This is a genomic window from Delftia deserti, assembly GCF_042653485.1.
GTDB lineage: Bacteria > Pseudomonadota > Gammaproteobacteria > Burkholderiales > Burkholderiaceae_C > Comamonas > Comamonas acidovorans.
The window spans coordinates 6,987,166-7,000,364 of record NZ_JBHSIH010000001.1 but is presented as its reverse complement, the minus strand read 5'-3'; the positions used below and the strand labels follow the sequence as shown (position 1 = coordinate 7,000,364).

The following is a 13,199-nucleotide window of genomic DNA, read 5'->3' as shown; positions in this document are numbered from 1 at the left end:
GCGTGCATGGGCCCAGGATTGCAGAGCCAACAGTCCAGGAACTAGACTGGGCCTGTAACCCGTGAGCGAAGGAGCGCAATCATGAAATCCTGGCCTGTGCAAGATGCCCAAGACCACTTCAACGAGCTTCTGGAAGCCTGCCTGACCGATGGCCCGCAAGTGTTGACCCGGCATGGCGCAGACACTGCCGTGCTCGTTCCGATGCAAGAGTGGCGCCGCCTGCATCCCGCTGCCGAACCTGCTTCGCTCAAGGAACTGCTGCTCTCGGAAGTGGGCCGCGCAGACCTGCTGATCCCGCCGCGCGGCCAGGCACACCGCAGGCCCATCGAACCCGCCAACTGAGTGCGCCAGAAATGTATTTGCTGGACACCAACATCATTTCAGAGCTGCGGCGCCCCAGGCCCCACGGAGCCGTCCTGGCCTGGCTTCAATCCCTGCCTGAGCCGGAGCTCCATCTGTCCGCGGTCAGCCTGGGCGAAATCCAGGCGGGCATAGAGCTGACCCGGCAACAGGATGCTGAGAAGGCCCAGGAAATCGAACGCTGGGCAGATCTGGTCTCCGCCTCCTACAACGTGCTGCCGATGGATGCCGAGACCTTCCGCATCTGGGCCCGGCTGATGCACGGGCGCTCCGATGCGCTGTATGAGGACGCCATGATTGCAGCCACGGCCATCCGCCACAGGCTGGTCGTGGCCACACGCAACATTCGCGACTTCGCGGATTTTGGCGTGGCGCTTGTCAACCCCTTTGAGTCGCCCTTTCGCTGAACGGGCAAAAGCCCTTTTGCTGCGCAGTCTTGCCTGCCCGCCCCCTGGCACAGGAGGATCAGGCAAGCGACCGCAACAGCCCGGCCACCGCCTGCGCCGTGGCCTGTGCGGCCCCGCGGTGCTGGTCCAGGAAGCCGCGCGCCTGGGCCACGGCATGGGCGTGGGCCTGTCGATCCCGGGCCAGGTCCACGGCCAGGCGCAGCCCGTGCTCCAGGTCGGGCGCGCGCAGCGCGGCGCCGGCTTCGCAGGCCAGGTCCGAGGCCTCGCTGAAGTTGAAGGTATGCGGCCCCAGCACCACGGGGCAGTCGCAGGCCAGGGCCTCGATGAGGTTCTGGCCGCCCAGCGGCGCAAAGCTGCCGCCCATGAGCGTGGCGTCGGCCAGGCCGTAGTACAGGGTCATCTCGCCCAGCGAATCACCGAGCCAGATGTCGATGTCATCCGCCGCAGCCCCGCAGGGCGGGCCACCCACCCACTGGCTGCGGCGCGAGACATGCAGGCCGCCGCCAGCCAGCAGCGCCGCCACTTCGTCAAAGCGCTGCGGATGGCGCGGCACGACCAGCCATTGCACGGCCCGGCCTGCCGGCCCCAGCGTGCGCAGGGCGGACAGCAGCATGGCCTCCTCGCCCTCGCGGCTGCTGGCCAGCAGCACCACGGGACGGGACACCGCAGTCTTCCATTCGCGGGCGCGCTCCAGCAGCGCAGCGTCCGGACGCGCATCGAATTTCAGGTTGCCGAGCACGCCGCGCACGGGCGCACCCAGCAGGCGCAGGCGCTGCGCATCGTCCTCGGTCTGTGCCCAGGCGGCGGCCAGGGCGGCATAGGTAGGGCGCGCCAGTGGCGCCACGCGCAGCGCCTGGCCCAGCGATTTGTCGCTGAGTCGCGCATTGGCCAGCGCCAGCGGCACGCCCTCTTCGTGGCAGATGGCGACCAGGTTGGGCCACACCTCGGTTTCCATGAGCACGCCGACCGCTGGCCGGAATTGCTGCACGAAGCGGCGCACGGCCGCTGGCGTATCCCAGGGCTGCCAGACCTGCAGGTCGCCGGGTTGCAGCAGCCGGCGGCCTTCGGTGCGGCCTGTGGCCGTGCCATGGGTCAGCAGCAGGCGCATACCGGGCAGGCGCTCGCGCAGCGCAGCCAGCAAGATGGCGGCAGCACGTGTCTCGCCCAGCGATACGGCATGGATCCAGACCCATTGCCCGCGTCCGTCCTGCCCCAGCGTGGCCGGCTGGTAGCGGCCAAAGCGCTCGGGAATGTGCTCGGCATAGACGGGCTCGGCCTCGGCGCGGCGCAGCAGCTTGCGGCGCAGCAGCGGCTGCGCCGCCCAGGTCACGGCGCTGTACAGCGCGCGCGCCCAGGACGTGGGAGAGCGTGAAGTCATCGCCTGGCGCGCAAATCAGTGCGCGGCGCCGCCAACCTGCGCGCCGGGCTTGACGCGCTCCAGCAGCGCCAGCATCTGCGCCTCGATGCGCGACAGCGCCTCCTGGGTCTGGCCCTCGAAGCGCAGCACCAGCACGGGCGTGGTGTTGCTGGCGCGGATCAGGCCGAAGCCGTCGGCCCAGTCCACGCGCAGGCCGTCGATGGTGCTGACCTGGGCCGGTGCGGCAAAGGTCTCGGCGGCCAGGGCCTGCAGTTCGGCGGCCAGGCGATGGGGCTCGCCTTCGGCGCAGGCCACATTCAGCTCGGGAGTGGAAAAGCTGGTGGGCAGCGCGTTGAGCAAGGCGCTGGGATCGGCGTGGCGGCTGACGATCTCCAGCAGGCGGCAGCCCGCGTAGGTGCCGTCATCGAAACCGTACCAGCGTTCCTTGAAGAAGATGTGGCCGCTCATCTCGCCGCCCAGCGGCGCATCCAGCTCCTTCATGCGGGCCTTGACCAGGGAATGCCCGGTCTTGAACATCACGGGCTCGCCACCTGCCTCGCGGATGGCGGGCGCCAGGCGCTGCGTGCATTTCACGTCATAGACGATGCTGCCGCCGGGCACGCGCGAGAGCACGTCCTTGGCAAACAGCATCATCTGGCGGTCGGGGAAGATGTTCTGGCCGTCCTTGGTGACGATGCCCAGGCGGTCGCCGTCGCCGTCGAAGGCCAGGCCCAGCTCGGCATCCGTGGTGCGCAGCGCCTCGATCACGTCACGCAGGTTCTCGGGCTTGCTGGGATCGGGATGGTGGTTGGGGAATTCGCCGTCCACTTCGGAGAACAGCTCGATCACCTCGCAGCCCAGCGCGCGGAAGATGCCGGGCGCCGAGGCCCCGGCCACGCCGTTGCCGCAATCCACCACGATCTTGATGGGACGCGCCAGCTTCACATCGCCCACGATGCGCGCCTGGTAGTCGGCCAGCACATCGGCGCGGCGCACGCTGCCGGTGCCCATGATCGTCCAGTCATCGCTTTCGACGCGGCGGCGCAGGGCCTGGATTTCCTCGCCGTAGATGGCGCGGCCGGCCAGCACCATCTTGAAGCCGTTGTAGTCCTTGGGGTTGTGGCTGCCCGTGACCTGGATACCCGAGCGCGCCAGCGTGCTGGCCGCGTAGTACAGCATGGGCGTGGTGGCCAGGCCGATGTCGATCACCTCGATGCCGACCTCGGTCAGGCCGGCAATCAGCGCCGCGGACAGCGAGGGTCCCGACAGGCGGCCATCGCGTCCCACGGCCACCACGGTCTCGCCGGCCGCCAGGGCCGCCATGCCGAAGGCGCGGCCCACGCCAAGCGCCACCTCCTCGTTGAGCGTGGACGGCACGATGCCGCGGATGTCATAGGCTTTGAAGATGGAAGATGCGACCTGCACGTCGAAAACGCTTTCTCGTCGGTTGAAAACAGGGCGCCGCAGCCCGGAACACGGCCCGGCTGCGGCCCAAGGCGCGATTGTAGGCGCGGCAGGCGGGGGCGCCGCCGCACATCACTCCGGCTACAAACGGTTGCAGCGCACGCCCGTCCTCACAGTTGCTGCTGCACCTGGGCCAGCGCAGCCGGGTCCTCCATGGTGCTGAGGTCGCCCGGGTCGCGCCCCTCGGCCACGGCCTGCATGGCGCGGCGCAGCAGCTTGCCGCTGCGCGTCTTGGGCAGCGCACTGACGAAGACCACGCGCGAGGGCCGTGCCACCGCGCCCAGCCGCGCATCGACCAGCTTCATCACATCGGCCTGCAGCGCCGCGCGCTCGGCCTCGCCCTCCAGCGCCGTCCGGGGCACGGCAAAGGCCAGCGCCGCCTGGCCCTTGAGCGCATCGGCCACGCCGACCACGGCGACCTCGGCCACCTGGGGATGGGCGGAGATGCATTCCTCGATCTCGCGCGTGCCCAGGCGGTGGCCGGCCACGTTGATCACGTCGTCCGTGCGCCCCAGGATGAAGAAGTAGCCGTCCTCGTCGCGAATGCCCCAGTCGAAGGTGCTGTAGACCATGCGGCCCGGAATGCTCTTCCAGTAGGTGTTGACGAAGCGCTGATCGTCACGCCAGACGGTCTGCATGCAGCCCGGCGGCAGCGGTCCCTCGATGGCCAGCACGCCCTTTTGCCCGGCGCCGAGCAGCTCCTCCCCAGTGGCCTCGTCGATCAGCTTGACGTCATAGCCATAGACGGCCTTGCCCGGGCTGCCGAAGCGCGTGGTCTGCTGCTCCACGCCGTTGCACAGCGTGAGGATGGGCCAGCCTGTCTCGGTCTGCCAGTAGTTGTCGATGATGGGCTTGCCCAGGGCCTGGCTGATCCACTGCGCCGTGGGCTCGTCCAGCGGCTCGCCGGCAAGCCACAGCGCCTTGAGGCTGGAGATATCGTGGCGGTGCAGGTACTCGGCATCGTGCTTCTTGAGCACGCGGATGGCCGTGGGCGCCGAGAACATGTGGGTGACCCGGTACTTCTCCACGATGCTCCACCAGATGCCAGCATCGGGCCGTATCGGCAGGCCCTCGTAGAGCACGGTGGCCATGCCGGCGATCAGCGGCGCATAGATGATGTAGCTGTGACCCACGACCCAGCCGATGTCGCTGGTGCAGAAAAAAGTCTGCCCTGCCTCGGCCCCGAAGATCAGCGGCATGCTGGCGGCCAGCGCCACCGTATAGCCGCCCGTATCGCGCTGCACGCCCTTGGGGCGCCCCGTGGTGCCGCTGGTGTAGAGCGTGTAGCTGGGGTCGGTGGATTCCACCCAGGTGCAGGCGACCTGGGCGTCGGCGTGCAGCGCACGCAGGCTGGCCCAGTCGTGGTCACGGCCTTCGCGCATGGGCGCGGGCGCCAGGCCACGGTCCACGATGAGCACGGCCGCTGGCTTGTGGCTGGCCAGTTGCAGGGCCTCGTCCAGCAAGGGCTTGTAGGCCACGACGCGCCCGCCGCGCGAGCCCGCGTCGGCACTGACGATGACCTTGGGCTCGGCATCGTCGATGCGCGAGGCCAGCGCCGCCGAGGCAAAGCCGCCGAACACCACCGAATGGATGGCGCCCAGCCGCGCGCAGGCCAGCATGGCAAAGGCCGCCTCGGCAATCATGGGCATGTAGATCTGCACGCGGTCGCCCTTGTGCACGCCCAGCGACTGCAGTACGGCGGCCATGCGCTGCACCTCGGCATGCAGTTCGCGGTAGGTGTAGACCTTTTCCGTGCCGGTCTCGGTGGAGATGGCGATCAGCGCGTTCTGGTCGGCGCGCCCGGCCAGATGCCGGTCCACGGCGTTGTGGCAGAGATTGGTCTGCCCCCCGACAAACCACCGTGCAAACGGCGGATTGTCGTAGTCGCAGATGCGCTGGGGCGGCACATGCCAGTCGATGCGGCGGGCCTGCTCGGCCCAGAAGGCATCGCGCTCCTCGATGGAGCGGCGGTGGAAATCGTCGAAACGCGGGGCCATTGTCTGTCTCCTGTCGTTGTCATGGATTGGCGGCTTCTGAATTCATAATTATTCATAATGCGCTTGCCAAAAGCTGACAACTCGGCGCTGCGCTGGCAGGCAGGCCCCTACAAACTCAGAAGCTGTAGCGCAGGCCGACCGAGATCTCGCTGGAACTCAGCTTGGCGCGCATCTGCTCATCCTGCAGGCCACGGACATTGGTGAAGTTGTTGGCGCCACTGTGGGTCTTGCCCATTCCCACATAGCGGTAGCCCAGGTCGATGCTGAGCTTTTGAATCGGCGAGTAGCTGACGCCAAAGCCCAGCGCATAGGCCAGATTGTTCTGGGAATCGCTGAAGTACTGGCGATTCGGATTGCCTTGCCAGCCGCTGGACTGCAGGTGGGCCAGGCCCAGGCCCGCCGTGCCGTAAACGGAGAACTGCGCGTTCAGGGGGAAATCCTTGTACGCATTGATCATCAGGCGCTGAGAACGGATGCTGTGGTGATTGAAGCTCGTGGGAAAGCGCGTGGAGCCGCTGGTGAACTCGTTGCTCCTGGGCAGGGTGTATTCGGCTTCCAGGCGCCAGTCCGACGGGAGCTGATAGCCCAGGGCCAGAGAGCCGCCTGTAGCGCGGCGGCTGTCGTCGCCAGGCACGAACTGCCCCAGGCCGGGGCGGGCGCTGGAGTCCATGTCGTGGGCTTTGTAGTTGGCGGAGTTGATGCGGACGGCGCCATAGAAATTGTCGGCAGCCAAAGCGCTGCCCGAGGCGGTCAGGATCAGGGCGGTGAAGGTCAGAACGTGCTTCATACAGTCTCTCTTGGGGGAATGCCGCCACTGTAGAAAAACGCCCTGCCCGCGCCTATTCGGCCGGCTACGCACGCAGCTCCGTAGAACTACGCGGTGCAGCGACAGCCCGCCTCCCAAGAACAGACAGGTCACCATGAAAAAAGGCGCTCCAAAGAGCGCCTCAAGACGGCGGACCCAGGAACCCGTGCCTTACTTGACCAGGGCCAGCAACTCCTTGAAGGCCGGGTGCTCGCAGCTGCGCAGCCACTCGAAGGCCACCATCTCCGTGGTCACCAGCTCGGCACCCGCGCCGGCCAGGCGGTCGAAGGCGGCATCGCGGTTGCGCTCGGTGCGCGAGCTGCAGGCGTCGGTGACGACCCAGACATCGAACTCATCTTCCAGCAGCTCCAGCGCCGTCTGCAGCAGGCAGACATGGGCTTCGCAGCCGGCAATCACCACCATGCTGCGCTCGGGCGCCTGCTGCTGGGGCTTTTGCAGGTGCTTGGGCAGGCTGCGTGCATTGCCGCCCTGGGGCCGTGCAGGAGGACGCAGCCACTCGCCCAGGCCCTCGGCCACGGCGCTGAAATGCATCTTGGACAGGGTCCGGTCGCACAGCGCGCGCAGTTCGGCGTCGTTGGCGCCCAGGCGCGAGGGATTCTGCTCGGTGCCGAAGACCGGCACGTCCACCAGCTGCGCCAGGCGCGCCAGCTTCACGGCATTGGCCAGAACTGCCGGTCCCTCGAAGATGGCCGGCATCAGGCGCTCCTGGTAATCGACGAGTACGAGCTGGGAGTCGGTGGCTTCAAGCAGCATGGCGGATCTTTCTTGGGAATATGGGGCGGCGCGGGCCGCCCTTCTTATAGAGGACAAAAGGGAAAGCTTTCCATTGTCGCAGCTTGCGTGCGCTCCCTGCCGCGCAGCCCGGATTCCTGAGGTAACTCAAAAACCCAGGCTTTCGGGGGTCTTATCGAATTTGTCCTACGTTTTTGCGTGGTAATCTCGCGCCCCATGTCCCGATGGCTTATTGCACTCCTGTTTGTCAGCGTCACGGCACACGCGGCTCCGCCCGAAATGCGTGACGACGATATGAATCAGCTGCTGGTCAACCGCAGCCTCATCTCGCAGCTGCGCGAAGCCCGCCACCACATGGCGGAACGCACTTCCGACTTCGTCAAGGAAGCACGACAAAGCGTCGCCGAAAAGACCTCCGATCTGGTCGTGACCGCCATGGGCTTCATCGGCGTTCCCTACCGCCGCGGCGGCAACAGTGCCGAAACCGGCTTCGACTGCAGCGGCTTCGTCCGCGCCATCTACTCCGAAACCCTGGGCAAGGTCCTGCCGCGCCGCGCTGACCAGCAGGCGCAGGCCACGGAAAAAATCGACAAGAACGAACTCAAGCCCGGCGATCTGGTGTTCTTCAACACCATGCGCCGCACCTTCAGCCATGTCGGCATCTATGTAGGCGACGGCAACTTCATCCATGCACCGCGCACCGGTGCGCAGGTCCGCGTGGAAAGCATGCAAAGCGCGTACTGGGCCCGCCGCTTCGATGGCGCCCGCCGCGTGCAGGATGCCGATGGCCTGGGCCTGGACGCCAGCAAGGCCGCTCTGGCCCTGCAGATGCAGGCAAGCCAGCTGCAGTGATCGCAGCGTCTTTTGCGCCAATCCACAAACGCCTGCCCATGCAGGCGTTTTGTTTTCCAGGGCCCTGCCCTGGCTTCGTTCCAGGTTGAGATGCTGTCCGACAGGGCCACCCGGTGCCCGGCCCTAGAGTCGCGGCATGGAAGCTTCAGTTCGGAGAAAAGCATGATGTCCTTGATTGGTACCCTCATCGTTGGCCTGGTCGTTGGCTTGCTGGCGCGGGCACTCAAACCCGGCGATGACAGCCTTGGCTGGATCATGACCATCCTGCTGGGCGTGGCAGGATCGTTTCTTGCCAGCTATGTCGGCGTCGCCATGGGCTGGTACGAGGCCGGGCAACCCGCAGGCTGGATCGCCTCCATCGTGGGCGCCGTCGTCATTCTCTTCATCTACGGCCTGGTGCGCAGCAAGAGCGCACGCTGACCACCCTGCGCGCCAGCCGCATCCGCCGGCTGGCGCATTTTCCTGATCGACATCTGCCCCGTCTTCACTGGCACGCATGATCTTTCGCACACCGGACAAGACCCCTCCCCCTCCACCACCGCGCCACGATGTGGCGCAAGCGGCCGAGAGCGCGCGCAAACTGCTGCACCGGCGTGCGCTGGTCGGCGCAGCGGCCAGCAGCCTGCCCATTCCGGGCCTGGACTGGCTGGTGGATGCGGCACTGCTGGCGCGGCTGCTGCCGCGCATCAACCGCGAATTCGGCCTCACGCCAGAACAGTTGGACAAGCTGGAACCGGGCAAGCGCGAGCAGGTGCAAAAGGCCGTGGCCATGGTGGGCTCGGTGCTGATCGGCAAGCTGATCACGCGCGACATGGTGGTGCGCCTGGCGCGCGCGGCCGGCATGCGCATGACGGCCACGCAGGCCGCCAAGTACGTGCCGCTGGCAGGCCAGGCCGCAGCGGCAGCGCTGGGCTATGCCACGCTGCGCTATCTGGGCGAGCGGCATATCCAGGACTGCATTCGTGTGGTCGAGCACGCAGAACTCGACATTCCCTCGCGGCTGGATCGCACGGCGCGCAAGGTCGAGCAGACAGGTCAGCAATTGGAAAACGCCAAAAAGGCCGACAAGGCCGATAGGACCGACAAGGACGGGCGCGAGGCCGAGCCCGCCCCCGAGCCCTCCGGCAAGCGCCCGCGCTTCTGGCGCCAGCCCGATCGCGGCCCCTGGGGCCGCTCCCAGTAGACGGCTCTCAGCCCAGGTCCGACGCCTGGTGGCGCTCGGGCACCTGGGTGGCTTCATCTCCCCAGGTACGATTCACGCGGCGCCCCCGCAGCACGGCCGGCCTCTGGGCAATCTCACGGGCCCAGCGCATGACATGCGTGTATTCATGGGCTGACAGGAACTCGGCCGCGCCATACACCTCGTTGAGCACCAGGACCCCGTACCAGGGCCAGATGGCGATGTCGGCAATGCTGTAGTTCGCCCCTGCAATGAACGGGTGCAGGGCCAGTTGGCGATCGAGCACATCGAGCTGGCGCTTGGTCTCCATGGTGAAGCGGTTGATGGGGTACTCGAACTTCTCGGGCGCATAGGCATAGAAATGCCCGAAACCACCGCCAAGGTAAGGTGCCGACCCCATCTGCCAGAACAGCCAGTTCAGCGTCTCGGTACGCGCAGCGGGCTCGGCAGGCAGCAGCGCACCAAACTTCTCGGCCAGGTACAGCAGGATGGAGCCTGACTCGAACACGCGCACCGGCGGCTCGACGCTGCGGTCCACCAACGCCGGGATCTTGGAATTGGGATTGACCTCGACAAAGCCGCTGGAGAACTGGTCGCCTTCGCCGATGCGGATCAGCCACGCGTCGTACTCCGCGCCGGCATGGCCAAGCGCCAGCAGCTCCTCCAGCATGATGGTGACCTTCACGCCGTTGGGCGTGGCCAGCGAATACAGCTGCAGCGGCTGCTGCCCCACCGGCAATGCCTTGTCATGGGTGGGACCGGCGACCGGGCGGTTGATGTTGGCAAAGGTGCCGCCAGAAGGCGCTGGCTGCCATACGGCGGGCGGGACATAGGTGGAGCTGTCGGTCATGCAGGGTTCCTGTGGTTCGCGGGCTGGGGAGAGGTGCCCGGCTGAAGGCCATTGTCCCGTCACCGGCGCGCTCCTGCCGGCGCGCGCGGAACGCCGCCACGGCGTCCGGGGATTTGCCACAATCGCGGCATGACTGCCGCCCCCACCTCCGCCCACCAGTTCTGGCTCATGAAGAACGAGCCAGACGAATTCTCCATAGACCACGCGCTGGCCGCGCCGCAGGCCACCATCGCCTGGGACGGTGTGCGCAACTACCAGGCGCGCAACTTCATGCGCGATGCCATGCAGGTGGGCGATGGGGTGCTGTATTGGCACTCCAGTTGCGCCGAGCCCGGCATCTACGGCATCGCCCGCATTGCAGGCAACCTGCGCGTCGATGCCTCGCAGTTCGACCCGCGCAGTCCCTACTACGACCCCAAGTCCTCGTCCGACAAGCCACGCTGGCTCACGCTGGACGTGCAGGCGCTGCGCAAGACACGCACGCTGCAGATCGCCGAGCTGCGCGAGCATCCCGAGCTTGCCGGCATGCGTGTACTGCAAAAGGGCAACCGCCTGTCGATCACGCCGGTCACGCCCGATGAATGGGCCTTCATCCAAGGCCTGCTCCAACCCGCCTGATATGCCCGACCCGCCTGCTGCGGGCTGCTTTCTTACAAGCAAGAAGCATCTCTCCTGCACATCGCTGCTGCACCGGCCGCTATGCTTTTAGGCATTTGCGAACCTGGATTTCGCATGCTGGAGGGAGAATCTTCGTGCGTTGGCGAAAAGCAAAAGCAAAAACACCCCCTGGAACACCCAAGAGCGGCATGGCCGCTGCGCCCGGCCGCCTGCGTCTGGCGCTGCGCGACGCCATCGCCGCCTCGCTGGGTGCGATGCTGGCCTGGGAGCTGTCCCACTACCTGCTCGGCCACCCCAAACCCGTCTTTGCAGCCGTCACGGCCCTGGTCTGCCTGGCTCCCGGCCTGCCCAGCCACCTCAAGCAGACCTGGGGTCTGGTGCTGGGCTGCGCCATCGGCATCATCGTCGGCGAATTGGCGTGGCTGCTGCCCGACACTATTCCGCTGCTGCGGCTGAGTCTGGCCTCGCTGGTCGCACTGTCTCTGGCCGCCATGCTCGGGCAGCCGCCCGTCGTCCCGATACAGGCGGGAGTCTCCGTCGTGCTGGTCCTGAGCATGGGACCAAGCGCAGCAGGCGAGACCCGGCTGGTTGACGTACTGGTGGGCGCCGGCGTCGGCCTGATGTTCAGCCAGGTGATCTTCACGGCCAACCCGCTGCGCGCCGTGTCACGCTCGGCAAGCGCCTTGCTGGGCCAGTTGGCCGAAGGGCTGGAAGCCACCCTGCGCGCCACCGCCACCCACGACACGCCTGATGCCACCGTCGCGCTGGGCCAGCTCACGCGCAGCAGCGATGCGCTGAGCGCACTGCGCGCAGCCATGGTGGAGGCGCAAAGCGCCAGCCGCTGGTCCCTGCGCGGCCGCCTGGGCGGCGCGGGGCTGCAGACCATCACCGGGCGCTATGACCGCCACGCCGTGCGCCTGTATGCCAGCGCGCTGCTGCTGGGCGAAAGCCTGGTGCGCGGCATGTCCCATGACAGTGGTCTCATGCCGCGCGCCATCGTCCTGCACTGCGAATGGCTGGTCGATGCCTGCCGCCAGTTGTCCGCCAACGGCAACGTGGTGGCCCTGCAGCCCGATGACGCCCTGGCCGAGCTGGCCGCCTCCGCGCCCAAGCCCCCCGCCCAGCCCGTGCCCCCGGCCTGGCTGCCCGCGCTGGACCATGCGCAGCAGATGGAAGAGGCCCTGAAGGCGCTGATAGGCTCGCGCGACGCGTGATCAGACTGCAGCGCGCCCGCGCGGCGCTGCACCCGCACCGCCGATGCGCCCGATCGCGCCGGCCAGCCACCAGCCGATGGCGCACATGGCCGCCGTCACCACCCAGGTCCACTGCCATCCGCCCGCCTGCACGGCCACGGCCGCCACCAGAGGCGGGCCTGCAAACTGCCCCACGCTGGACCATTGCTGCATGAAACCCACCGTGGTCGATACCGTGGACTCATCGGGGGCCAGCCGCACCGCCATGGAAAACAGCGTGCCCGGAATCAGCCCGCCCGCCGCCGAAAACAGCACCACTGCCACAAAGCGAAGCCACAACGGCGCCAGCGATTGCCCCTGCCATTGCAGATAGGCCAGCAGCGCACACGCTGCCATGCAACCAAAGCCCAGGCGCAAGGCACGTGAGGCGCTCCAGCCGCCTTGAAGCAAACGGCCCGAGGCCACATTGCCCACCATGTTGGCCAGCGCCACCACGGCCGTCAGCGTGCCCGATAGCGTGGCGCCCAGGCCGGCCTCGGCATAGACCGTGGGGAGAAAGCCGATGACGGCCATCCACTGCCCTGAATACACGGCAAAGGCCACAGCCACGCACCAGGGACCAGGGCTGCGCAAGGTAAGTTCCAGGCGAGGACGCCAGCCACCACCCGCCACTGACGTGCCAATGGGCACCTGCCTGTCTGCCGGCACGCCACACCAGACGGCAGCCCATGCGAGTGCAGAGACCAGACCCATCAGCAACCACCACACGGGCCAGGATGCCCAGGCCATCACCCACGGTCCCACCAGCAATCCGACGGCACTGCCCAACGGCATATAGGTGCCCCACCAGCCCATGCGCGCGCTCAGATCGCGAGGCGCCACGCTACGCCGGATCAGCCCCGGCCCCGGCATGGCCACCAGCAAAAAGCCCAGCCCCTCCACGGCACGCAAGGCCAGCAGCGGAGCAAAGCCCGTGGCAGCGGCACCCAGGGCGCTGGCCGCAGCCATCAGCAGCAGGCCTGCGAGCATGCTGCGCCGCAGCCCCCAGCGGTCTGCACCCAGGCCCACCACCAGGCCCAGCACCATGCCGGCCACCTGCACGGTAGACAGCAGAAAACCGGCCTGCAGCAGGGACAGGCCCAATTGCTGCTGCAGCACCGGCACGGCCGGCGGCAGCTTGCCCACATGCAGGGCCGCGCTGACGCCGGCCGCCACGACAATCCATGAGGGATGCCCTCCCTGCTTCGTTGTTTTCACTGGATGCTGCCTCCCGGGGGCGCATGCCATGCGCCCTGTAGCTGATGTGTGAAGTATCGAAAGCATAGGCCAAGCGGCGCCTGCAAACAGCACTCTTCTTACCTGC

Annotated in this window: 14 protein-coding genes; 7 read left to right on the top strand and 7 right to left on the bottom strand. The window is 67.2% G+C overall.

What is annotated here, in order from left to right:
• Nucleotides 1-81: 81 nt before the first annotated feature.
• Both ACFPFG_RS32855 and ACFPFG_RS32850 read left to right on the top strand, forming a co-directional pair.
• Nucleotides 82-342 carry a type II toxin-antitoxin system Phd/YefM family antitoxin gene (locus ACFPFG_RS32855; protein ID WP_374617706.1) on the top strand — a complete coding sequence of 87 codons (261 nt, stop codon included), beginning with the start codon at nucleotides 82-84 and terminating at the stop codon, nucleotides 340-342.
• Between the two features lie 11 nt (nucleotides 343-353).
• A complete protein-coding gene (locus tag ACFPFG_RS32850; protein ID WP_097202247.1) occupies nucleotides 354-767 on the top strand; it encodes a type II toxin-antitoxin system VapC family toxin in 414 nt (137 codons plus the stop codon).
• Between the two features lie 58 nt (nucleotides 768-825).
• Here the strand turns inward: ACFPFG_RS32850 and ACFPFG_RS32845 are convergent, their stop codons facing one another.
• The 5 genes from ACFPFG_RS32845 to ACFPFG_RS32825 all read right to left on the bottom strand — a co-directional run bounded on the left by ACFPFG_RS32845 (nucleotide 826) and on the right by ACFPFG_RS32825 (nucleotide 7,164).
• On the bottom strand, nucleotides 826-2,145 hold the full coding sequence (locus ACFPFG_RS32845) for a 3-deoxy-D-manno-octulosonic acid transferase (protein ID WP_380110058.1): 1,320 nt from the start codon (nucleotides 2,143-2,145) through the stop codon (nucleotides 826-828).
• 15 nt (nucleotides 2,146-2,160) lie between these two features.
• Entirely contained in the window at nucleotides 2,161-3,549 is a 1,389-nt protein-coding gene (locus ACFPFG_RS32840) for a phosphomannomutase/phosphoglucomutase (protein WP_197956124.1), read from the bottom strand.
• Between the two features lie 149 nt (nucleotides 3,550-3,698).
• Nucleotides 3,699-5,585 (bottom strand): propionate--CoA ligase, encoded by a 1,887-nt coding sequence (locus ACFPFG_RS32835; RefSeq protein ID WP_380110055.1) that lies wholly within the window; start codon nucleotides 5,583-5,585, stop codon nucleotides 3,699-3,701.
• Nucleotides 5,586-5,700: 115 nt separating this feature from the next.
• On the bottom strand, nucleotides 5,701-6,372 hold the full coding sequence (locus ACFPFG_RS32830) for an outer membrane protein (RefSeq protein ID WP_380110053.1): 672 nt from the start codon (nucleotides 6,370-6,372) through the stop codon (nucleotides 5,701-5,703).
• A 189-nt stretch (nucleotides 6,373-6,561) separates the two neighbouring features.
• Nucleotides 6,562-7,164 (bottom strand): isochorismatase family protein, encoded by a 603-nt coding sequence (locus ACFPFG_RS32825; RefSeq protein ID WP_063325974.1) that lies wholly within the window; start codon nucleotides 7,162-7,164, stop codon nucleotides 6,562-6,564.
• Nucleotides 7,165-7,359: 195 nt separating this feature from the next.
• On the opposite strand from ACFPFG_RS32825, the gene ACFPFG_RS32820 reads away from it, so the two are divergent.
• From ACFPFG_RS32820 to ACFPFG_RS32810, 3 genes are all read left to right on the top strand, one after another.
• Nucleotides 7,360-7,995 (top strand): C40 family peptidase, encoded by a 636-nt coding sequence (locus ACFPFG_RS32820; protein WP_012205793.1) that lies wholly within the window; start codon nucleotides 7,360-7,362, stop codon nucleotides 7,993-7,995.
• Nucleotides 7,996-8,157: 162 nt separating this feature from the next.
• On the top strand, nucleotides 8,158-8,415 hold the full coding sequence (locus ACFPFG_RS32815) for a GlsB/YeaQ/YmgE family stress response membrane protein (protein ID WP_183021998.1): 258 nt from the start codon (nucleotides 8,158-8,160) through the stop codon (nucleotides 8,413-8,415).
• 76 nt (nucleotides 8,416-8,491) lie between these two features.
• Nucleotides 8,492-9,178 (top strand): hypothetical protein, encoded by a 687-nt coding sequence (locus tag ACFPFG_RS32810; protein WP_380110049.1) that lies wholly within the window; start codon nucleotides 8,492-8,494, stop codon nucleotides 9,176-9,178.
• Between the two features lie 7 nt (nucleotides 9,179-9,185).
• Here the strand turns inward: ACFPFG_RS32810 and yghU are convergent, their stop codons facing one another.
• Nucleotides 9,186-10,025: a glutathione-dependent disulfide-bond oxidoreductase gene (gene yghU / locus ACFPFG_RS32805; protein WP_380110047.1), complete on the bottom strand. Its 840-nt coding sequence runs from the start codon at nucleotides 10,023-10,025 to the stop codon at nucleotides 9,186-9,188.
• A 129-nt stretch (nucleotides 10,026-10,154) separates the two neighbouring features.
• Here yghU and ACFPFG_RS32800 point away from each other — a divergent pair, with 129 nt between their 5' ends.
• Both ACFPFG_RS32800 and ACFPFG_RS32795 read left to right on the top strand, forming a co-directional pair.
• A complete protein-coding gene (locus ACFPFG_RS32800; protein ID WP_380110044.1) occupies nucleotides 10,155-10,643 on the top strand; it encodes an EVE domain-containing protein in 489 nt (162 codons plus the stop codon).
• Nucleotides 10,644-10,831: 188 nt separating this feature from the next.
• A complete protein-coding gene (locus tag ACFPFG_RS32795) occupies nucleotides 10,832-11,857 on the top strand; it encodes an FUSC family protein (RefSeq protein ID WP_197956119.1) in 1,026 nt (341 codons plus the stop codon).
• On the opposite strand, the gene ACFPFG_RS32790 is transcribed toward ACFPFG_RS32795, so the two are convergent.
• On the bottom strand, nucleotides 11,858-13,123 hold the full coding sequence (locus ACFPFG_RS32790) for an MFS transporter (RefSeq protein ID WP_380110042.1): 1,266 nt from the start codon (nucleotides 13,121-13,123) through the stop codon (nucleotides 11,858-11,860).
• Between the last annotated feature and the right edge of the window lie 76 nt (nucleotides 13,124-13,199).

What these genes read in the sequence shown, in the direction of transcription:
- ACFPFG_RS32855 (WP_374617706.1), top strand. Translation starts at nt 82, where the DNA reads ATGAAATCCTGGCCTGTGCAAGATGCCCAAGACCACTTCAACGAGCTT.
- ACFPFG_RS32850 (WP_097202247.1), top strand. Translation starts at nt 354, where the DNA reads ATGTATTTGCTGGACACCAACATCATTTCAGAGCTGCGGCGCCCCAGG.
- ACFPFG_RS32845 (WP_380110058.1), bottom strand. Translation starts at nt 2,145, where the DNA reads ATGACTTCACGCTCTCCCACGTCCTGGGCGCGCGCGCTGTACAGCGCC.
- ACFPFG_RS32835 (WP_380110055.1), bottom strand. Translation starts at nt 5,585, where the DNA reads ATGGCCCCGCGTTTCGACGATTTCCACCGCCGCTCCATCGAGGAGCGC.
- ACFPFG_RS32830 (WP_380110053.1), bottom strand. Translation starts at nt 6,372, where the DNA reads ATGAAGCACGTTCTGACCTTCACCGCCCTGATCCTGACCGCCTCGGGC.
- ACFPFG_RS32825 (WP_063325974.1), bottom strand. Translation starts at nt 7,164, where the DNA reads ATGCTGCTTGAAGCCACCGACTCCCAGCTCGTACTCGTCGATTACCAG.
- ACFPFG_RS32820 (WP_012205793.1), top strand. Translation starts at nt 7,360, where the DNA reads ATGTCCCGATGGCTTATTGCACTCCTGTTTGTCAGCGTCACGGCACAC.
- ACFPFG_RS32815 (WP_183021998.1), top strand. Translation starts at nt 8,158, where the DNA reads ATGATGTCCTTGATTGGTACCCTCATCGTTGGCCTGGTCGTTGGCTTG.
- ACFPFG_RS32810 (WP_380110049.1), top strand. Translation starts at nt 8,492, where the DNA reads ATGATCTTTCGCACACCGGACAAGACCCCTCCCCCTCCACCACCGCGC.
- yghU (WP_380110047.1), bottom strand. Translation starts at nt 10,025, where the DNA reads ATGACCGACAGCTCCACCTATGTCCCGCCCGCCGTATGGCAGCCAGCG.
- ACFPFG_RS32800 (WP_380110044.1), top strand. Translation starts at nt 10,155, where the DNA reads ATGACTGCCGCCCCCACCTCCGCCCACCAGTTCTGGCTCATGAAGAAC.
- ACFPFG_RS32795 (WP_197956119.1), top strand. Translation starts at nt 10,832, where the DNA reads ATGGCCGCTGCGCCCGGCCGCCTGCGTCTGGCGCTGCGCGACGCCATC.
- ACFPFG_RS32790 (WP_380110042.1), bottom strand. Translation starts at nt 13,123, where the DNA reads ATGGCATGCGCCCCCGGGAGGCAGCATCCAGTGAAAACAACGAAGCAG.